The 18,230-nt window shown below is 35.9% G+C and carries 23 protein-coding genes, 2 tRNA genes and 1 pseudogene; 15 read left to right on the top strand and 11 right to left on the bottom strand.

Features of this window, described 5'->3' with window-relative positions:
• The first annotated feature begins 42 nt into the window (after positions 1–42).
• A protein-coding gene (locus ABWU74_RS00685; protein ID WP_209472412.1) for an IS5-like element ISWpi1 family transposase occupies positions 43–875 on the top strand; the annotation gives its coding sequence in 2 pieces (ribosomal slippage) (positions 43–412 and positions 412–875; 834 coding nt in all).
• A gap of 52 nt (positions 876–927) precedes the next feature.
• Here the strand turns inward: ABWU74_RS00685 and ABWU74_RS00680 are convergent.
• The 4 genes and pseudogenes from ABWU74_RS00680 to ABWU74_RS00665 form a co-directional block, all read right to left on the bottom strand.
• Entirely contained in the window at positions 928–1,212 is a 285-nt protein-coding gene (locus ABWU74_RS00680; protein WP_209472580.1) for a transposase, read from the bottom strand.
• A 72-nt stretch (positions 1,213–1,284) separates the two neighbouring features.
• Positions 1,285–1,888, bottom strand: a pseudogene (locus ABWU74_RS00675) (transposase); the annotation flags it as partial.
• 33 nt (positions 1,889–1,921) lie between these two features.
• A complete protein-coding gene (locus ABWU74_RS00670; protein ID WP_353289323.1) occupies positions 1,922–2,056 on the bottom strand; it encodes a hypothetical protein in 135 nt (44 codons plus the stop codon).
• Positions 2,044–2,274 carry a transposase gene (locus tag ABWU74_RS00665; protein ID WP_353289437.1) on the bottom strand — a complete coding sequence of 77 codons (231 nt, stop codon included), beginning with the start codon at positions 2,272–2,274 and terminating at the stop codon, positions 2,044–2,046. The genes ABWU74_RS00670 and ABWU74_RS00665 overlap by 13 nt, the downstream gene beginning before the upstream one ends.
• Positions 2,275–2,319: 45 nt before the next feature.
• Here ABWU74_RS00665 and ABWU74_RS00660 point away from each other — a divergent pair, with 45 nt between their 5' ends.
• Positions 2,320–2,463, top strand: coding sequence for a hypothetical protein (locus tag ABWU74_RS00660; RefSeq protein WP_353285498.1), 144 nt, complete (start codon positions 2,320–2,322; stop codon positions 2,461–2,463).
• Positions 2,464–2,949: 486 nt separating this feature from the next.
• Here ABWU74_RS00660 and ABWU74_RS00655 read toward each other — a convergent pair.
• A tRNA-Gly gene (locus ABWU74_RS00655) sits at positions 2,950–3,022 on the bottom strand.
• A 180-nt stretch (positions 3,023–3,202) separates the two neighbouring features.
• Here ABWU74_RS00655 and ABWU74_RS00650 point away from each other — a divergent pair.
• The 8 genes from ABWU74_RS00650 to ABWU74_RS00615 all read left to right on the top strand — a co-directional run bounded on the left by ABWU74_RS00650 (position 3,203) and on the right by ABWU74_RS00615 (position 8,027).
• Entirely contained in the window at positions 3,203–3,823 is a 621-nt protein-coding gene (locus ABWU74_RS00650; protein WP_010962900.1) for a ribonuclease D, read from the top strand.
• Positions 3,824–3,939: 116 nt separating this feature from the next.
• Positions 3,940–4,263, top strand: coding sequence for a thioredoxin (gene trxA, locus ABWU74_RS00645; protein ID WP_209472576.1), 324 nt, complete (start codon positions 3,940–3,942; stop codon positions 4,261–4,263).
• A gap of 42 nt (positions 4,264–4,305) precedes the next feature.
• A tRNA-Ile gene (locus tag ABWU74_RS00640) sits at positions 4,306–4,382 on the top strand.
• Positions 4,383–4,452: 70 nt separating this feature from the next.
• Positions 4,453–5,109 carry a CADD family putative folate metabolism protein gene (locus ABWU74_RS00635; protein ID WP_022626367.1) on the top strand — a complete coding sequence of 219 codons (657 nt, stop codon included), beginning with the start codon at positions 4,453–4,455 and terminating at the stop codon, positions 5,107–5,109.
• A 39-nt stretch (positions 5,110–5,148) separates the two neighbouring features.
• Positions 5,149–5,535, top strand: coding sequence for a dihydroneopterin aldolase (locus ABWU74_RS00630; protein ID WP_007548841.1), 387 nt, complete (start codon positions 5,149–5,151; stop codon positions 5,533–5,535).
• Positions 5,532–6,812 carry a dihydropteroate synthase gene (gene folP, locus ABWU74_RS00625; protein ID WP_209472574.1) on the top strand — a complete coding sequence of 427 codons (1,281 nt, stop codon included), beginning with the start codon at positions 5,532–5,534 and terminating at the stop codon, positions 6,810–6,812. The genes ABWU74_RS00630 and folP overlap by 4 nt, the downstream gene beginning before the upstream one ends.
• Entirely contained in the window at positions 6,809–7,288 is a 480-nt protein-coding gene (locus ABWU74_RS00620; RefSeq protein WP_209472572.1) for a dihydrofolate reductase, read from the top strand. The genes folP and ABWU74_RS00620 overlap by 4 nt, the downstream gene beginning before the upstream one ends.
• Before the next feature lies 1 nt (position 7,289).
• Complete coding sequence (locus ABWU74_RS00615) at positions 7,290–8,027, top strand: putative folate metabolism gamma-glutamate ligase (RefSeq protein ID WP_264705944.1); 738 nt, start codon at positions 7,290–7,292, stop codon at positions 8,025–8,027.
• 329 nt (positions 8,028–8,356) lie between these two features.
• Here ABWU74_RS00615 and ABWU74_RS00610 read toward each other — a convergent pair whose 3' ends face one another.
• Positions 8,357–8,533 carry a hypothetical protein gene (locus tag ABWU74_RS00610; RefSeq protein ID WP_353289251.1) on the bottom strand — a complete coding sequence of 59 codons (177 nt, stop codon included), beginning with the start codon at positions 8,531–8,533 and terminating at the stop codon, positions 8,357–8,359.
• 187 nt (positions 8,534–8,720) lie between these two features.
• On the opposite strand from ABWU74_RS00610, the gene radA reads away from it, so the two are divergent.
• A complete protein-coding gene (gene radA / locus ABWU74_RS00605) occupies positions 8,721–10,064 on the top strand; it encodes a DNA repair protein RadA (RefSeq protein ID WP_264374231.1) in 1,344 nt (447 codons plus the stop codon).
• Here radA and ftsY read toward each other — a convergent pair.
• On the bottom strand, positions 10,051–10,962 hold the full coding sequence (gene ftsY, locus ABWU74_RS00600; RefSeq protein ID WP_010962907.1) for a signal recognition particle-docking protein FtsY: 912 nt from the start codon (positions 10,960–10,962) through the stop codon (positions 10,051–10,053). The genes radA and ftsY overlap by 14 nt on opposite strands.
• A 191-nt stretch (positions 10,963–11,153) precedes the next feature.
• Here ftsY and iscU point away from each other — a divergent pair, with 191 nt between their 5' ends.
• Genes iscU through hscA form a run of 4 tightly spaced genes read left to right on the top strand, consistent with a single transcriptional unit; the run spans position 11,154 to position 14,140 of the window.
• On the top strand, positions 11,154–11,537 hold the full coding sequence (gene iscU / locus ABWU74_RS00595; RefSeq protein WP_007548853.1) for a Fe-S cluster assembly scaffold IscU: 384 nt from the start codon (positions 11,154–11,156) through the stop codon (positions 11,535–11,537).
• A gap of 12 nt (positions 11,538–11,549) precedes the next feature.
• Entirely contained in the window at positions 11,550–11,963 is a 414-nt protein-coding gene (locus tag ABWU74_RS00590) for a HesB/IscA family protein (protein ID WP_209472564.1), read from the top strand.
• Entirely contained in the window at positions 11,956–12,414 is a 459-nt protein-coding gene (locus ABWU74_RS00585) for an iron-sulfur cluster co-chaperone HscB C-terminal domain-containing protein (protein WP_209473383.1), read from the top strand. Before ABWU74_RS00590 ends, ABWU74_RS00585 begins: the two co-directional genes overlap by 8 nt.
• Positions 12,392–14,140 carry a Fe-S protein assembly chaperone HscA gene (gene hscA, locus ABWU74_RS00580; RefSeq protein WP_353288399.1) on the top strand — a complete coding sequence of 583 codons (1,749 nt, stop codon included), beginning with the start codon at positions 12,392–12,394 and terminating at the stop codon, positions 14,138–14,140. The genes ABWU74_RS00585 and hscA overlap by 23 nt, the downstream gene beginning before the upstream one ends.
• Before the next feature lie 7 nt (positions 14,141–14,147).
• Here the strand turns inward: hscA and lepB are convergent, their stop codons facing one another.
• From lepB to ABWU74_RS00560, 4 genes are all read right to left on the bottom strand, one after another.
• On the bottom strand, positions 14,148–14,894 hold the full coding sequence (gene lepB / locus ABWU74_RS00575) for a signal peptidase I (protein ID WP_010962911.1): 747 nt from the start codon (positions 14,892–14,894) through the stop codon (positions 14,148–14,150).
• A 772-nt stretch (positions 14,895–15,666) separates the two neighbouring features.
• Positions 15,667–15,798: a hypothetical protein gene (locus ABWU74_RS00570; RefSeq protein WP_255317428.1), complete on the bottom strand. Its 132-nt coding sequence runs from the start codon at positions 15,796–15,798 to the stop codon at positions 15,667–15,669.
• Between the two features lie 45 nt (positions 15,799–15,843).
• Entirely contained in the window at positions 15,844–16,731 is an 888-nt protein-coding gene (locus ABWU74_RS00565; RefSeq protein ID WP_006280416.1) for an aspartate carbamoyltransferase catalytic subunit, read from the bottom strand.
• Between the two features lie 203 nt (positions 16,732–16,934).
• A complete protein-coding gene (locus ABWU74_RS00560) occupies positions 16,935–17,960 on the bottom strand; it encodes an extracellular solute-binding protein (protein ID WP_209472562.1) in 1,026 nt (341 codons plus the stop codon).
• Between the last annotated feature and the right edge of the window lie 270 nt (positions 17,961–18,230).

Raw genomic sequence — 18,230 nt, 5'->3', positions numbered from 1 at the left:
AGTAAAAGGCTATAATATCTGAAATTTTAGTACGGGGTAAAGATGAGAAAAAAGTATCCAACAGATCTAAGCGAAAGGGAATGGGCAAGAATAGAAAAACACTTCAGAGTATCATACAAGAAAGGAGGAAGGCCGCCAAAGTATAGCAAAAAAGAAATATTAGAAGCAATTTTCTATGTATTGCGTACAGGGTGTCAATGGCGGTATTTACCAAATGATTTTCCGCTATGGAAGACTGTGTATGAGCAGTTCAGGCAATGGAAGAAGCAGGGAATTTTTGAGAAAATGAATTATGAAATTACAAAATATAGTAGAAGAAAAATAGGAAGGAATGAGCAGCCGAGTGCCTGTATAGTAGATAGTCAATCTGTAAAGACTACAGAAAAGGGGGGATCAAAGGCTATGATGGAAGTAAAAAAGTAAAGGGTAGAAAAAGGCATATAATTACAGACACTCAGGGTTTTATACTAGGTTGTTACGTAGGCGCTGCTAACGAAAATGATAGAGATGGTATTAAAATAGCATTAAACAATATGAGAACAAAATATACTAAAGTTAAAAAAATGTGGGCTGACATGGGATACCAAGGAAGAAATTTAAAGAATCACATAAAGGAAGAATATGACATAGATATTGAAATTGTTAAAAGGCCTCCATGTAGATTTTGGGTGCACAAAGATACGCCACCTGAGCTACTACCAACAAGAGAACAAGGGTTTAAAGTACAGCCAAGAAGATGGGTTGTAGAAAGGACTTTTGCTTGGGTTAATAGGAATAGAAGGCTATCGAAGGAGTATGATTTACTCACAACATCCACTGAGAATTTCATATACCTAGCTATGAGTAGGGTTATGTTAAAGAGGGAATATGCTTGAATTTACTAGTTTCCGGACAACCTCTTACTATGCTCTTTTATGAAAAAATATTTTACTCTTTTTGACTGGCCAGGGCTTTTTTTAAAATGTCTCTTTCTCTTGTTACTTTTGCTAACTCTTTCTGTAAATCAAATCTCTCTTTGTCATAAGGTGCTACATCTGGAAATGCATTTGCCGCTGACTTTTTTTCGTTATATTTCTTCATCCATTTTCCTAATACACTATCCCTTATTCCTAGATCTCTTGCTACTTTTGCAACTGGTTGACCTACCTTTCTTTGTTCATTTGCCAGCTTAACAACTTCCAATTTGAATTCTGCCGTATATTCTCTTGCCATTTCTAATCCTCCAAAATTTTATTTTACCCGAAAAAACTCCTTTCTTTCTCTCCACTTTTTCTGGGTAAGGTCAGTCTGTCCAGGTTCCAAGATCGGTGTCAAAAATTGCTCAAACCATCCATTAAAAACATCCATATTACAGTGGCCTTCAAAGGTTAACGGAACAACTATCTTTCTTCCACTTAAGGCTGCAACCATACTGATTCGTTGAGTCTTCTTTCCAGATTTTAAGGCATAAAACCGCTGTCCTTTCTGGCAATATCCGTAGTTCGGTGTTATCAATGCCAGACTCATCTATATACACTAAGTTTTTAGGTTCTTTTGTCGCTATAATTTTCAAAAATTCAGCACGTTTTTCTTCGTTTCTTTCCTTGTATCCATATGTCTTTTTTTGCGCGTAAATCCAATTTTTTTAAGGGCTCGATAGATCGTTTGGATACTAACGTTGTTCCAAAGTTTAGCCATTTCCGATAGAGTCTTTCCTCCGTGTTCTCTGGCAAATTTGGCAAAGGTATCCCAGTCGGTAATTTTGTGATTGTAACCCCCATTTCCAAGTTTTTTTGATTGAAAGTCTCCTGTTTCTTTTCTTCTTTGCTGCCACTGTTTCTCTGCTTTCTCCTTCGTCTAGCGCTTCCATTGCTTTTTTTCTTAAATCATAACTATATGCTGCTGGCATTCAACCTCCTTATCATCATCTACCCTTATCCTATCACATCCGGACTTTTATGGAAAGAGCTATATTTTTATCAATTCTGCAATCATTTATCTTAATATTAAGTTTCTTAAACCTTCTTGATGCTTGTGAATAGCTGATAACTGCCAAATCTCTTCCTATTTGTTGCAAATACCCTTTTTAAACCCGACTGTTTGTCTTAAACCAATTCTAAAGAAACTGACGATTATATGCACCAAAATCACAACTTTATCACTATAAATATAGTTGCCGCCCTGCATTTTTGGACAATTCTCGTACCAATTTTCTATGGCGTCATTGATATAACAAAAAATGCTTCCTCTTTCTTGGAGAAATTTGTTATATTCATGGCAGTTACTGACTCTCATTTTTTGTGGCATATTTTTTCTTCAACAGTTAAATGGCTATTTATAATGAATTTTGTCAGTAACTGCCAGTTCTTTTCACTTGAGCGATGCAACAAAGCCATCCCAGTGTCAAGCACTGGGATGACATCATCCTTTTTTTGGGATTCCAGCGTCACGCGCTGGAATGACACCTCTCTTGGGCTCTCTTAGCTATAAATATTAAGGAATTTACCAAACGAAAAAAAAGGCAAAAGAAGCCCCGTGGTTGGCTAATTACTTACATTATACTTTCAAGTATGGCGTTTTTTTATTCTAAACGTTTAATAACCGCGATTCAGTTGCTTTTAAGCCGCAACTAATCTAAATTATAAACATTAAGAAATTTACTAAACAGAAAAAAAGGCAAAAGAAACCCTAGGGTAGCTAGTTATTCACTATCCATTTTTTAAATCGGCGTTTTTTGATGTTTTAAATGCTTTATAAGCGCATTTCAGCTTATATTAGGTAAAAACCTAGAAATTTTATAAAGACATAAGGTGCACATAGTGCAAAAAATTAAACATGGGACGCCAGATACGTGAGTTTTTTTGTCATTTAATCTGTACAGAGAAGATAAATAAATAGCTTCAGTTTCATGATAAGGGGGCTGGCGGAGTTTGTCAAGGGATTTTTGACGAAATGATTTTGAAAGCAAAGAGCGGGAGAAGGGGTTCGAACCCTCGACCTCAACCTTGGCAAGGTTGCGCTCTACCAACTGAGCTACTCCCGCAATTAAATTAACCTAAATTTACTTAATTATAGGCATATACAGCGATTTGTAAACCCCGTGTACACGAAAAATGTGAGAGCCCATAAATTTGCGTGGTTCCTTCTATGATCTTTTCGTATACTTAAGACTCATTTTTGATTATCATAGGTTTTCAATTGTGCCAAAAAATGTATTAATTTTATGGGAATATTTTTATATAAAGACGACTTGCCAGCTAGTTCAATACCAGATGATATAAGGTCTATAGCTGTTGATACCGAGGCAATGGGGCTACTTCATAGCAGAGATAGATTATGCCTTGTGCAGCTCTCTTTTAATGATGGCAACGCTCACTTAGTTCAACTCAAGAACGATTATACAGCGCCAAATTTAAGAAAAATATTAGAGGATAAAAATATAACTAAAATATTTCACTTCGCGCGATTTGATGTGAGCATAATACGTTATTACTTGGAAACTTGGGCACTTCCGTGCTATTGCACAAAGATAGCTTCACGTTTAGTTCGCACTTACACAGATAATCATAGCTTAAAAGAGTTGTGCTTAGAGCTGCTTGATACCAAACTAAATAAGCAGCAGCAATCTTCTGATTGGGGAAATGAAAATTTAACAGACAAACAAAAAAGTTATGCTGCATCTGATGTTTTGTATCTCCACAGGATAAAGGAAAAGCTAGACTTAATGCTGGAACGTGAAAATAGAAAAGAATTGGCCCAAAAGTGCTTTGAATTTCTTCCTACTCGTATTGAGTTAGACTTAATGGGTTGGGAAAACGTGGATATCTTTAACCACCAGATGTAATAGAAGTTTTTTGTTTGTGCAAAACACTTTAGGGCAATTTTTCAAGCTCTGCGGTAAGAATTTAGTTGATTAACTGCTAATAGATACGCTATATTTTACAAAAATTTAGGTATTTTATGAGTGATGATATTACATCGGTAAATGATCAAAATTTCAAATCTGAAGTCACTGACTATAAAGGGTTTGTTCTGATAGACTTTTGGGCAGAATGGTGTGGGCCATGTAAAAGTCTAATGCCACGTATCGAACAATTGGCTAAAGACAGAAAAGGCAAGATTAAGATCTGCAAATTCGACATAGATGAAGGGACTGAAGTGCCAAGTAAGTATGGGGTTCAATCTATACCTACTTTGATTATATTTCAAGATGGTAAGGAAATTGCACGCAAAATTGGTGCAACAAATGATCTGCTAAGTTGGGTTGATAGTGAAATAAGCTAATAGACAAATTTGCTTTTGTGTGTATTATAAATATTGATAAAAGGGATTGTAGCTCAGTCGGTTAGAGCAGTTCGCTCATAACGAATTGGCCGTAGGTTCGAGTCCTACCAATCCCACCATTGTTAGCATGATCGTAACAATGAGAAAACTATAGTATATGAACTATATATTAATGTAATGGGGGAAATGATGGAATTTACTAAGTCTCTAAATAACAAGTTAGATGAATTGCACTTACTAAATCATCCATTTTACCAGTCATGGAATACAGGAAGCTTAAGCTTGCAAGCTTTACAAACCTATGCTAAAGAATATTATCACCACGTTGCTGCGTTTCCTCGTTACATCAGTGGTATACATTTTCTGTGCCCAGATCTAAAAATGCGACAGGTTTTACTTGGTAATTTAATAGAAGAGGAACAAGGTGATGAAAATCATCCAGAGTTATGGAAACGTTTTGCTGAAGGGCTTGGCGTTGCGCGATCTGATCTTCGTGAAAGTGCACAGATTAAGGAGACACAAGAATTAATTGATGGTTACTTTGACATTGTAAGATCAGGTTTTGCAGCAGGTCTTGGAGCCTTGTACGCTTACGAACGTCAAACTCCAGAGGTTTCCAAGTCTAAAATTGAAGGTTTAAAAAAACACTATTCAATAAGTGATGAGCGTTCTCTTCAATTTTTTACGGTCCATATGCATGCTGATGAATGGCATTCTGAGGAATGTGCAAATCTTATTGAAGATCTAGATGAAAAAGAGCAAGATAAAGTTATGCAGGGTGCTCAAAAGGGAGCAAGGCTCTTGTGGGGTTTTCTTGATGGAATGATGAATGCTAGCGTGTGTTAGTAGTTGTAAGTAGCTTAAACTCAGTGATGTTGGAATGCAATGTCTGCATGTAATCTTCTTATATCTGACTTACGGCTTTGGGTTCATTTAGGCTATAGTGCAGAAGAGAAGTATCATTCTCAATTAGTTAGTGTTAATATTGATTTTACCTTTAAATCCCCCCCTTTAGGACTTACAACTGACCGGCTTGAGGATACTATATGCTACTTGGAGGTAGTTCAGAGTATTCAATCTCTCGTTCAAAGCAAGCAATTCAACTTAATCGAGCATTTAACTCATGATATATACAGGACCATTAATAACCTTGTGATGCAAAAAAAGCTTATTATTTCTTCTATAGGCGTAACTATTCACAAAGTTGCACCACCTGTCCCCAGTGTGCATGGAGGTGTTTTCTTTACTTATCGTAATGCGTTGCAAGAATGATTTACATTTCTATTGGCTCAAATATGGGGAATCGCTTTTCCCATTTACAAAAGGCTGCTCAGTTACTGCAGGAACGCTATTTTAAAAATTTAAAATCTTCAATTATTCTGGAAACTAAGGCTATTTTACCAAATGATGCTCCACCTCAGTGGAATAAGCCATTTCTAAATATGGTTGTGTATGGAAGTTGTTCTTCTTCTCCTGAAGAGCTGTTAAAGGGCCTTAAACAAATTGAGTGTGACATTGGCCGCCCGCAGGTCTATGAAAAATGGGCACCTCGCGTTATTGATTTGGATATTTTGTTATGGGATGACCTGACACTTGATACACCCTACCTTAAGATTCCTCACCCAGAATTGATAAACAGACCATTTTTGCTTCACTTGATGGCAATGCTGAGTCCCATGGCAGTAGTTAACAAAACGTTTGGTACTATTAACCCTAACATTAAGGATTGCTTTTTAAGGAGTTTTACGCTTTCACCAGAGCTTGTAGGTATTGTTAATATTACTCCTGATTCATTTTCAGATGGTGGTCTTTATTATGATGCAGATCAAGCAACCAAGCAGGCACTGCGGCTGTTATCAGATGGTGCAAGCATAGTTGAACTTGGTGCTCAATCAACAAGACCTGGCTCCTCAATACAAACTCCAAAAGCAGAATATGCACGCTTAAAACCAGTGCTTGATGACCTTAATCAATATATGAAAGTTGGTGACATTAAAGTCAGCATTGATAGCTTCTGGTCAGACGTTATTTTAAATGTTTTGGAACACTACAACATTGCCTGGGTAAACGATCAGAAGGGAGATCTAGATGATAATACCTTAAAAGCGATTGCTAGCAGTGGATGTAGTATCGTTATTATGCATTCACTCTCCATACCACCACATAGTGACAACATTATCCCAAGTGACATTGATCCAATTGATACCATAAATAATTGGGCAGAAAAGAGCATTAACAGGTTACTTGCCCTAGGTTTTGATCAAAGCTCGATCATTATTGATCCTGGTATTGGTTTTGGCAAATCTATGTACCAGAATATCCAGATTTTACGCAGTATAGAAACGTTACAAAATTTTGGCTGCAAAGTTCTGGTTGGTCATTCTAGAAAGTCATTTATTTCTTCTTTTTCTACAGAACCTGTCTTTAACCGAGATTTAGAAACAATTGCTTTATCATCTGCATTGCACAACAAGGTTGATTTCCTTCGAGTGCATAATGTGCGTGATCACATGCGATTCTTTGTAGCTCAAGCTGCTTTACAGGGATGATAGTTATCGGAATTATGGCTGTTGATCCCAAGGGGGTAATTGGAATAAATAATGGATTGCCCTGGCATTATCCAAGTGAGTTAGATCATTTTCGTCAGGTGACTGACAAACAAGTTATTGTTATGGGAAGAAAAACATTTGAAACTATGTCTCAAAACATATTAAAGGATCGTATCCCTGTTGTTTTTTCTCGTAACAAATTAAATTCTTGTTTTAACAGAGGAGTAAAATGCACTATTATTTCTTCTATGCAAGAGTTTTTGTCAATCCAAAGTAATTCTAAAGTCTTCATGATTGGTGGAGCACAAATAGCGCATCTTTTTTTGGAGTATGATCTAATCTCAGAATTTATCATAACAGAAATTCACAAACCCTATAAAGGTGATGTATATTTCAACTTAACACTTCTTGATGGATGGCATAAAACTATTCTCACCAAAACGAAAGATTATACTATATGTAGGCTAATACGTTAATATGCATGTTAAAGCAATTTATACCCACCGCATTGAATGTGGGGAAGTATTAGAGCAGGTTCTTGATCGCTATGTTTCAGAGTTGCTAGGAGAGGAAGTTGTTCTTGCTATCACATCAAAAATCATTTCTATTTGTCAAAAACAAGTGGTTTGCAAAACTGCTTGTTCTAAAGAAGAGCTAATCAAAAGAGAAGCTGATGCAATTGTTGATGTAGACCATAATTCTTACGGCATCTATTTAACAATCAAAGACAATATCTTAATTCCATCTGCTGGTATTGATGAATCAAATGGTAATGAAATGTATATTTTATACCCAAAGGATGTTCAGAAAACAGCTCTATCAATATGGAACTATCTCAAGACAAAACACTGCATAAAACATCTTGGTATTTTGATTACAGATAGTAACATAACACCTATGCGCCTTGGGGTTACGGGCGTTGCTCTTGGTTGGTGTGGATTTGAACCATTTTATTCCTATATAGGCAAGCCAGATCTTTATGATCAACCACTGCAAGTAACACAAGTCAATCTTCTTGATGCGTTGGCAACGTCTGCTGTTTTAGTTATGGGAGAAGGGGCGGAGCAAACACCAATGGCAATAATTAGTGGTGCACCAAAGATTCACTTTCTTACTCGTCCGCCAACTACAGAAGAAGAAAAAAGTGTGAAGATATCTATGGAAGAGGACCTTTACTCTCCTCTCCTCATGCGAGCCCGCTGGTTAAAGAGTTAAAGAGGAACTTAAAAATTTGCTATTAGACTTCTTACATAACCATATAACATTGGGAATAGAAACAAAAAACTTACTTGACACCCTTCGCCAGCCCCCTTATCATGAAACTGAAGCTATTGTATTTGCTTTCGCCAATCTGCAGATTAAAAGGTAAGGATTACTTAATGTATCGGCGTCTTATGTTCAATTTTTTGCAGTATATAGATACTGTATGTCTTTACAAAACTTCATCTACATCTAGATTTTTATCTAAATAAGCTGAACGCGCTTATAAAGCGTTACAAGACATCAAAAAATGCCAATACTCGACAGAGATAGTAAAAGACTAGCTAACTCGGGGATTCTTTGTCTTTTTTTCTGCTTAGTAAATTTCTTAAACGTTTGCAGCGTAAGTTAGTTGCAATTAAAAGCAGCTGAATTTCGCTTGTCAAGCGTTTAAAACATAAAAAACGCCAATATTTTAAAGCGGATAATAACCCCAGGGTTTCTTTTGCCTTTTTTTTCATTTGGTAAATTTCTTAAATATTTGTGGCTAAACGACAACCGTCATCCCGCTACGTGTTAGCGGGATCTAGAGATACCGCGAATGAATCGCGGTATGACATAGGGAACCCTTTCTTGGGTTAGCTATAGATTTACTTCGCATATTCAGCTAATTTTTATTACAATTACAACAAAATAATTTTGGCTTTGATGAAAACTGTATATGTATGTCAATCCTGTGGTCACAGCACTGGTAGGTGGGTAGGGAAGTGTATTGCATGTGACAATTGGGATACAATTGTTGAGGAAATAGCAGTAAAAACGGGCAAAAGAAGTATATCTGCGCCAATTTTAATAAAGACGTTATCAGGTAGCGAAATTATCACTCCAAGTCGTTTTCTAACAGGAATAGAAGAATTAGATAGAGTTTTTGGTGGGGGTATCGTTCAAGGTGCTAGCATTTTAATTGGAGGCGAACCTGGAATTGGGAAATCCACCCTTTTGCTTAGAATTGCAGCTAATGTTGTGCAACTTTCCTCTTTTGAATGTCTTTATGTATCCGGCGAGGAATCTTTAGAGCAAGTGAGTCTCAGAGCAAAGCGTCTTAAGATAAATGAACCTAAAATTAAGCTTTTATCTACAGTGTCTTTAACTGATGTAGTAGCAACAATAAAGGAAAACAAAAGTATTAAATTCTTAGTAATTGACTCTATACAAACAATGTATGATAGCAGAATTACATCAGCACCAGGAACTGTAACTCAGGTCCGCACTTGCGCACATGAATTAACCATTCTTGCGAAACAATATGGTATTTCTCTCTTAATAGTTGGTCATATAACTAAGGATGGACAAATAGCTGGACCTAAAACTTTGGAGCATATGGTGGATACGGTATTATATTTTGAAGGTGAAAATAGCAATCAATATCGCATTTTGCGTACTATTAAAAATAGATTTGGCCCTGCAAATGAAATTGGTGTTTTTGAGATGTCTGAAGCAGGACTTGTGCCTGTTGATAACCCATCATCATTGTTTCTGATGGCCCATGACAGAGAAGTAGTTGGCAGCGCCGTATTTGCAGGAATTGAAGGTTCAAGACCAATTTTAATGGAAGTTCAAGCATTAATAGCAGGAACTAATATGGCAACCCCAAGAAGGGCAGTAGTTGGGTGGGATATTAATAGATTGGCTATGATCATCGCGGTGCTAAATGCTCGTTGCAAAATGTTTTTGCATGATAAAGAGGTATACCTAAACATTGCAGGGGGACTCAAAATACAGGAACCATCGGCTGATCTTGCTGTTGCTGCTTCCCTTATTTCAAGTATAGTAAATTTACCGCTGCCAACTTCTTCAATAATCTGCGGTGAAGTTGCACTTTCAGGAGAAATTAGGAACATCTCGCATGCTGATCTCAGACTAAAAGAAGCACAAAAGTTAGGATTCAAAAAAGCAATTATGCCTAAAAATGGTAACTATTCTTCTCATGATATTGAAATAATCAAGCTTGGTCACGTAAGGGAATTAAGAGAAGTCTTTAATTACAATTAAATAACGCTTCAGCAAATTCTTTGCTAGTAAACTCCCTTAAGTCCTCTATATTTTCGCCAATTCCTATAGCATGTAACTTTATCTTATAAGCTTCTGCAAGTCCAATTACCACTCCGCCCTTAGCAGTGCCATCTAACTTTGTTACGATTAGCCCGGTAACATTAACCATTTTGCTAAATGCTTCTAATTGGCTATAAGCATTTTGGCCGGTAGTTGCGTCAAGAACTAAAATAACGTCATGAGGGGCAGTGTCATCCAATTTCTTTATCGTTCTATATATTTTTGATAACTCCTCCATAAGGTTCACATTATTTTGCAGCCTTCCTGCTGTGTCAATTAGAACAACATCAACGTTATCTTTTATAGCTTGACTTACAGCTCTATATGCCACACTTGCAGAGTCGCTACCGTACTCTCCAGTAACAATCAAGCAATCAGAACGTTCTGCCCAAATGTTTAATTGTTCACTAGCAGCAGCTCTAAATGTGTCGCATGCAACAAGCATAACGGATTTTCCCATTTCCTTATATTTATATGCGAGCTTACCTATAGTCGTGGTTTTACCGTTACCATTTACTCCGCATACCATTATTATATGTGGTTTTTTGTTTAAAATTAGCGGTTGCACAGCAGGGTTCAATATCGATTCTATTTCGCTCATTAGCTGCTGTGTGATGGTATTATACTCAACTTCCTTGTCAAATTTGATGCTTGTGAGCCTATCGATAATCAACTTGGAAGTTTTATGACCAATATCCATGCTAATTAGCAATTCTTCTAATTCATCTAAAAGCGACTGATCTAATTTTTTTTTGCCAGAAAAAATACTTTTCACCCCGTCGCTAAAGCGAGAAGAAGTTTTTAACAGGCCCTGATAAAGGTTACTAAACAAACTCAAGGGATACTCCTTTTTAAATTATAAACTTAATTACAATATAAAGAATGACATGCACTACGTGAATTTGTAAAGTAAAATGCACTCAAAAACTACAATTTTACCTTACAAAAATTACACTTTTTGAGTGTATTTTACTTTAGTTTTTAACCTAAATATGTTATAATGTAGAATAGCGGTTCACAGGTAATTTTATGAGTTATAATGAGAAAATTTTAGATCATTACGAAAATCCAAGGAATGTTGGCTCTCTGGATAAAAATGATCCAAATGTTGGTACTGGCCTAGTTGGTGCACCATCGTGCGGTGATGTAATGAAATTGCAGATAAAGGTCAATGACAAAGGTGTTATTGAAGATGCAAAATTTAAAACTTTTGGTTGCGGTTCTGCCATTGCTTCAAGTTCCTTGTTAACAGAGATGATAAAGGGAAGAACCATCAGTGACGTTACACAGATAAAGAATACTCAAATAGTGGAAGAGTTGTCTTTACCTCCAGTGAAGATACACTGTTCGGTACTTGCTGAAGATGCTATAAAGGCTGCTATTCATGACTATCAAAGTAAACAAAAGAATTAAGAAGCTACGAACATGGGTGAATATCAAGAAGTAGGCGGAGGTGAAACTGTAAAAAAGAATAAAAAACTTATCACTATAACTGCGGAAGCAGTAGAAAGGATAAGGTATTTATTGGATCAAAAAAAGCATGCTAACCTTGAGAAACCGGAAGAAGCAATAGGAATAAGAGTGCTAATTAAGCAAAAAGGATGTTCTGGTTTAAAATATGATATTGAATATGCATATGATACTCGTCCTTTAGAGTCGATAATTGAGGAAAACTGTAGTGATGGCCAAAAAGTTAAAGTGTTAATCGATCCAAAATCCGTCATGTTTATTCTTGGCTCTGAAATGGATTATGTAGAAGAAAAATTTTCATCGGGTTTTGTTTTCAAAAATCCTAATGAGAAAGGAAAATGTGGTTGTGGGGAGAGTTTTCATGTCTAGCAACTATTTTGCATTGTTTGAAATTGAACCAGCTTTCAATATCAGCTTTGATGAGTTAGAGAAAAAATATATCGAGCTAAGCAGGACTGATATAAATGAAAGACAGTCCCAAAACATGGAAAATATTAACAGAGCTTATCAGATACTAAAGTCACCGCTAAAGCGTGCTGAGCATTTGCTGGATTTTTTTGATGTGAAAAGCCAAAAGGACCACTTAAATTCTGAAATATTAAGTGAATCAATGGAAATAAGAGAGTATTTGCTGGACTGCGACGATCTACAATTTGCAAGCAGGATGATTGATGAAAAAATAAAAGATTGCGTTAAAAACCTAATTAACACTTTTGCTGTAAAGAATTTTGATGGAGCTGCTACACAAGTCTTAAGATTGAAATATTTATATAAGTCATTTGAGGAGGTGAAAAAGAATGCAACCAATTCAAATTTCTGAACCAAATTCAAGTGAAGTAGTTTTTGGTATAGACCTTGGCACCACCAATTCTTTGATTGCTATGGTAAATAAAGCTGGCAACGTGGAGATATTTAAAGATGAACAAGGAAGAGAACTGCTGCCTTCTGCTCTTTCATATGAAAATAATACATTGAAAACTGGCTACGATGTCGGTCAAAATGCAATCTACTCAATAAAGCGTTTAATGGGTAAAAGTGTTGAAGAATTAAATAAAGAAGGCGTCAATTTTGAAATAGATCATGAAAGCGAAAAAGTTATTAGAATAAAATGCGCAGAGGAAAAGTATCTTACTCCTATTGAGATTTCTGCTGAGATATTAAAAGCTTTATGTGAGAGGGTAAAAAAGTCTAAGGGGCTGGAAGTAAAAAAAGCAGTGATTACTGTGCCAGCTTACTTTGACGATTCAGCACGTAACGCAACCAAATATGCGGCAAAATTAGCTGGAATAGAAGTTCTTCGCCTCGTTAACGAGCCAACCGCTGCAGCGCTTTCTTACTCCATTGAAAAGAACAATAGCAGTGGAATATATGCAGTTTATGACCTTGGTGGCGGAACGTTCGATATTTCGATATTGAAATTGCACCAAGGAGTGTTTCAAGTCCTTGCGGTTGGTGGTGACACCAAACTCGGCGGTGATGATTTTGATCATTTGCTGAGTTCAATTGTGATTGATAAGTATAGAGAAAAGACGGCTAAGCAACTAAATTCCTTACTTATCGAATCACGCTCTGTGAAAGAGTACCTAAGCAATCACACTATAGGTATCTTTGAATTTAATGTTAACGGCAAGCCATTTGAGTGCGAAATTACCAGAGAAGAATTCGAGCAGGCAATCAGTTCTTTGGTCAATAAGACTATCAATATAGTCACTCGTACTATAAGCAACATAGACCTTAAAATTGATAATATAAAAGGAGTAATTTTAGTTGGTGGTGCAACTAGAACACCATTGGTTCAAAATTCACTAGTCAAACTCTTTGGAAATAAAGTACTAAATGACGTGGATCCAGATAAAGCAGTTGCCATTGGGGCAGCTCTGCAGGCTCATGATTTAACTTCGAGCTCAAAAGATAGGAATATTCTCCTGGATGTTTTACCTCTATCACTTGGCATAGAAACTATGGGAGGCATAGTTGAAAAAATCATACCAAGAAATACGCCACTGCCAGTTTCAGAAACAAAAGAGTTTACAACTTATATTGATGGGCAAACAGCAATGAAAATTCATGTTTGTCAGGGAGAACGTGAAATGATAGAGGATAACAAATCTCTAGCGCAGTTTGAACTAAAAGGTATACCTCCACTGCCTGCAGGTTCTGCAAGAGTTGAAATAGAATTTACAGTTAACGTTGACGGAATCTTGACTGTTACTGCAAGAGAAAAAACTACTGGAATTGAGCAGACAGTTAAAGTAAATTCAAGTTTTGGCTTGAGTGAAGCTGATGTTCAAAATATGGTTAACCAGTCAATAAACAGTTTTGACGAAGATATGAAGGCTCGTTCCCTTGCAGGTGCTAAAATTAATGGAAATAAACTCATACACTTGGTTGAAAACAATAATAACCTTTCCACTGATCAAAAGTTGAAAAACCTATTACAAAATGCAAAAAACGCTTTACAAGGCAATGACTTGAATGAAATTAACAACACTATCGCCGAGTTAGAAAATTCTTCTTTAGAGTTGTGTGAATTAACAAATAGGTAGAAAAAGCTTACACAACCTTGTGCAATACCCTATTTAATCTCAAAGCAACAGGTAACCTGAAATTAAATGGTAACCAATCGACCTTTCCTAATTTAAATGATAAACCAACTATGCTTACACGCCCAATGATATTTTCCATTGGTACAAAACCAACTTCAGGAAACCTACTATCTAAAGAATTATTTCTATTGTCTCCCATAACGAAAAATTGATCGTTAGGTACATAATAAACCGGAGTGTTATATGATAGCTTATTAGAAATGTCATCTACCAAAATCTCATGTTCCTTGCCACTTAAAAGCGTTTCTATATATCTTGGTATGTTACGATTTGACTCATAATCAAAAAAACTTTCAATTTGCCTTCGCTCTACTTTCTGATCATTTAGGTATAATTCTCCCTCTATCATTTGCACTTTGTCACCTGGTGTTCCTATTACTCGCTTAACAAACCTGATGCTGTCATTTCTTGTGGGTTTGAAAACTACTATGTCGCCACGCTTTGGAGGGGTATAAAAAATCCTGCCGCTAAAAATGTTTGGAGAAAATGGAAAGGAGTGTTTACTGTAACCGTATGAATATTTACTAGTAAAAATGTAATCCCCTTCAAGTAGGGTGCTTTTCATTGAACCAGAAGGTATATGAAATGGCTCGAATAAAAAACTACGTATTGATAGCGCAATCAACAGTAAAAAAAACAATGAAGATAAAAATCTTCCCGTTCTTATCACCCAGTTTTTGCTTAGTTCTTCCAACTTTTCCAACTTTGTTTTTCTTATAGATTAAGCTTATTATAATACATAAATTAAAAAATGGTAATATGAAATTTTACTTGTGAATGTTATTCCTCTATTCAAAACAATTTTGAAAAGGCGGTTCATTTCTTTCAACGGTGTCATCCAAGTAGCGTGACACATAACTGTACGAACATTGCAATTTGCAGGTGGCAGATGAAAGTAGCTGATGCACATCTGTACGAACATTTGCTTTTGTTAAGGTAATATGGTGTTATGAAAGTAGCTGACACTGGAATGGCTTTGTTGCATCGCTACTTATGAAAGGCTAACTATAGTTAGGATTATAAGCAACCTATTGAAAATCTTGTTTTTTTGCAATCAATCTGATCAAATTTAAGAATAGTAATTTGTTATTTATATTAATAAATTTAATTCTATTGAAAATAGCTAAAGCATTGAAATTCTTGAATTTTAGCCGGATTGGTAAATGGTAGTGAAATTTCTTTTACTCAAATTTAGGTATTCATTGACCGTTCTTGTTATAAATACCAGAATAATAAGCTACTGATATTCCCTATCTTTTTTATCTTTAATCCATCATAGCTAGCGATGCAACAAAGCCCACTGGAATCTAGGTTGTAACCGTTCACGGATTGTGAGAATGAATAAAGAACTAAGCAGTCGTAACTTTTGGAAGGGATTTTGGCCATTGAGACGTGATGTCAAAAATATCGACAACATTCTTTCCACAAATCTTTCTCCATGTTCCGACCAGGTGAAAAAGCTGTTTTTACGATAGCCGTCTAATTTGCCGTTCTGCAAGGTTGTTGATTGACTTCAGGCTTTCGTAAAAACTTCCACACCATATCCTCGGCCTTAACATCTTAATGGCCATTCTCAAACCATTTACAAGCCTTGTCATTTCATGCCCCCCCTTTTTGCATTAGTTGTGTAGCATCTTTTAATATTAGCAAGGCCTATAATAGTGCAACACTGCCTTACGTATTGCCAATCCAAATTCTACTTGCTGTAAAATAACACAATCTGCTACATCGCTGCTAATCTCAATCCCTCTGTTTATTGGCCCTGGGTGCATAACAATCGCATCTGGTTTTGCGTATGATAGCTTTTGTGAATCAAGTCCATACAAATAAAAATATTCTTTCTCTGAAGAACTATTATTCATGCGCTCTTTCTGCAATCTCAAAAGCATAATTACGTCAGCATCCTTTATACCTTCAATTAATGAATAATGGACTGAATCTACTTCAGGAAAATGCTTACAAATCAAAGTTGGTGGTGCGACCAAGTTTATCTCTGCTCCAAACATTTTTAGCAATCTTATATTTGATCTTGCAACTCTACTGTGCAGAATATCTCCACATATCACAACTTTGAGGTCCTTTATTTGCTTTTTGTGATTGCTGATTACAAGATAGTCTGCAAGAGCTTGAGTTGGATGTTCACTACTTCCATCGCCTGCATTGATTAGCGAGCAGTTAACATACTTTGCCAGTGTATTAATGATACCACTACTTTTATGCCTGATTATTATGTAATCAGGATTCATTGCATTTAATGTTTTGATCATGTCTTTTAGATCTTCTCCCTTGTTAATAGAAGAAGATCTTATTGGCAAAGTTACAACATTTGCTCCAAGGCTTTTTGCTGCTATTTCAAAAGACGCAAGTGTACGCGTTGAATCTTCAAAGAATAAATTTATTACTGTCTTATTTTCCAAGATATGACTATTTGCAACTTCTTTTTTAAGGTACTGGTTGGCCAACTTAGTTATATTTTCTACATCATCGACTGTAAGGTCTGAGATGTTTAACAAATTCCTTCTCTTGTTCATAGTTTCCTTTTCAACTACTTGAACCTATTCTACTTTCTTATTACCTTTTTTCAATAGACTTCTTGTGCAGCAATTGTTTTGGTGAAAGAACGGAAAAAGATAGTAAAGTCAAAATTAAGTTAGAAGGAAGAAAAAGTTCAGCGAGTCAAGAGTAAGGTATATTAGCATAAATCTTTCATCCCAATGTTTAGTGGCGCTGGGGATTACTTCCACTTACACTCATCCGCTATCATAACAGCCTCAAAAAGATGCTTCTCAAGTTCACTTAGAGGCAAATCACTTTGTGAATAATTTCCCCAAGATTTTAGTATATCGGAAGTTTCAACGCCTTCAATAATAGGATATTCTTGGTTTTTTTTAGCGTATAACTCTTGAGCCTGCTTGCTTACTAAAAATTCCAATAAGACTATAGCATTTTCCCTGTTTTTTGCGTTTTTTGTTACTGCTGCACCACTGATGTTTACCATTACACCGTGATCGTTGCGATTAGGAAAAAAAGCCCCTAGCTTGTCTGCAACATTCTTTTTATTTTCTGATGAAAGAATTCTCGCAAAGTAGTAGCTGTTTACTATTGCAACATCTCCCTCACCCGCTGCTACGGCGTAAATTTGATCAGTATCACCACCACTTGGTTTTCTTGCCATATTGCTCACAATTCCGCTTACCCATTCTTTCGTCTTTTCAAAACCATTATTTGCAATCATAAAAGCAATTAACGATCTGTTATATGGACTTGTAGAAGAACGCACTAATATTTTTCCTTTCCATTTTTCATTTGCTAAATCTTCATAAGCACTTAAGTCCTTAGGGTCTACTGACTCTTTATTGTAAACCAATATCCTAGCTCTTTTTGTAAGACCAAACCAATAATCTTCACTGTCTCTAAATCTTGCAGGTATAACACTTTTTAAAACCTCTGAATCTACTTGAGATAAAAGTCCTCTTTTTTTTGCTAGAATTAAGTTGATTGCATCAGCAGTCAAAAATAAGTCAGCTTCACCACCGTTTTCCATTCGTGAAAGTAGCTGAGAATAATCATCAATGATGTAACGTACTTTAATACCTGTATTTTTCGTGAATTCATCAAACAAAGTACGTACTAATTCTTCTTTGCGCGATGAATAAACATTTACCACTTGTGAGTCATTAGTTCCGTCGTTTCTGTATAAATAAGTAATAACTATCAATATAATTGCTATTAAGGATGTGAATATAAAGGCTTTTTTCATATTGGATAAAAAATAACTTCTTTCAGTTAAAGTTACCAAGATGGTACAACTTTAGCAAGTGTAAAGTTCGTTAGATAAATCATAAAAACTTCCTTGACAAGCTTCGCCAGCCCCCTTATTATAACACTGAAGCTATTTATTTATCTTCGCAATCTCTGCAGTGGATTAATGACAAAAAACTTAATGTATTTGGCGTAAATCATGCTTAATTTTTTGCACTATGTGCACCTTATGTCTTTATAAAATTTCTAGGTTTTTACCTAATATAAG

The organism is Wolbachia endosymbiont (group A) of Paraperithous gnathaulax, from assembly GCF_964028485.1.
Taxonomy (GTDB): Bacteria; Pseudomonadota; Alphaproteobacteria; order Rickettsiales; family Anaplasmataceae; genus Wolbachia; species Wolbachia pipientis.
This window is presented reverse-complemented; position numbering and strand designations above follow the sequence as displayed.

Coding starts and splice junctions, on each gene's coding strand:
- ABWU74_RS00680 (WP_209472580.1), bottom strand. CDS start 1,212: ATGGCAAGAGAATATACGGCAGAATTCAAATTGGAAGTTGTTAAGCTG.
- ABWU74_RS00665 (WP_353289437.1), bottom strand. CDS start 2,274: ATGAGAGTCAGTAACTGCCATGAATATAACAAATTTCTCCAAGAAAGA.
- ABWU74_RS00660 (WP_353285498.1), top strand. CDS start 2,320: ATGAATTTTGTCAGTAACTGCCAGTTCTTTTCACTTGAGCGATGCAAC.
- ABWU74_RS00650 (WP_010962900.1), top strand. CDS start 3,203: ATGGGAATATTTTTATATAAAGACGACTTGCCAGCTAGTTCAATACCA.
- trxA (WP_209472576.1), top strand. CDS start 3,940: ATGAGTGATGATATTACATCGGTAAATGATCAAAATTTCAAATCTGAA.
- ABWU74_RS00635 (WP_022626367.1), top strand. CDS start 4,453: ATGGAATTTACTAAGTCTCTAAATAACAAGTTAGATGAATTGCACTTA.
- ABWU74_RS00630 (WP_007548841.1), top strand. CDS start 5,149: ATGTCTGCATGTAATCTTCTTATATCTGACTTACGGCTTTGGGTTCAT.
- folP (WP_209472574.1), top strand. CDS start 5,532: ATGATTTACATTTCTATTGGCTCAAATATGGGGAATCGCTTTTCCCAT.
- ABWU74_RS00620 (WP_209472572.1), top strand. CDS start 6,809: ATGATAGTTATCGGAATTATGGCTGTTGATCCCAAGGGGGTAATTGGA.
- ABWU74_RS00615 (WP_264705944.1), top strand. CDS start 7,290: ATGCATGTTAAAGCAATTTATACCCACCGCATTGAATGTGGGGAAGTA.
- ABWU74_RS00610 (WP_353289251.1), bottom strand. CDS start 8,533: ATGAAAAAAAAGGCAAAAGAAACCCTGGGGTTATTATCCGCTTTAAAA.
- radA (WP_264374231.1), top strand. CDS start 8,721: ATGAAAACTGTATATGTATGTCAATCCTGTGGTCACAGCACTGGTAGG.
- iscU (WP_007548853.1), top strand. CDS start 11,154: ATGAGTTATAATGAGAAAATTTTAGATCATTACGAAAATCCAAGGAAT.
- ABWU74_RS00590 (WP_209472564.1), top strand. CDS start 11,550: ATGGGTGAATATCAAGAAGTAGGCGGAGGTGAAACTGTAAAAAAGAAT.
- ABWU74_RS00585 (WP_209473383.1), top strand. CDS start 11,956: ATGTCTAGCAACTATTTTGCATTGTTTGAAATTGAACCAGCTTTCAAT.
- hscA (WP_353288399.1), top strand. CDS start 12,392: ATGCAACCAATTCAAATTTCTGAACCAAATTCAAGTGAAGTAGTTTTT.
- ABWU74_RS00570 (WP_255317428.1), bottom strand. CDS start 15,798: ATGACAAGGCTTGTAAATGGTTTGAGAATGGCCATTAAGATGTTAAGG.
- ABWU74_RS00565 (WP_006280416.1), bottom strand. CDS start 16,731: ATGAACAAGAGAAGGAATTTGTTAAACATCTCAGACCTTACAGTCGAT.
- ABWU74_RS00560 (WP_209472562.1), bottom strand. CDS start 17,960: ATGAAAAAAGCCTTTATATTCACATCCTTAATAGCAATTATATTGATA.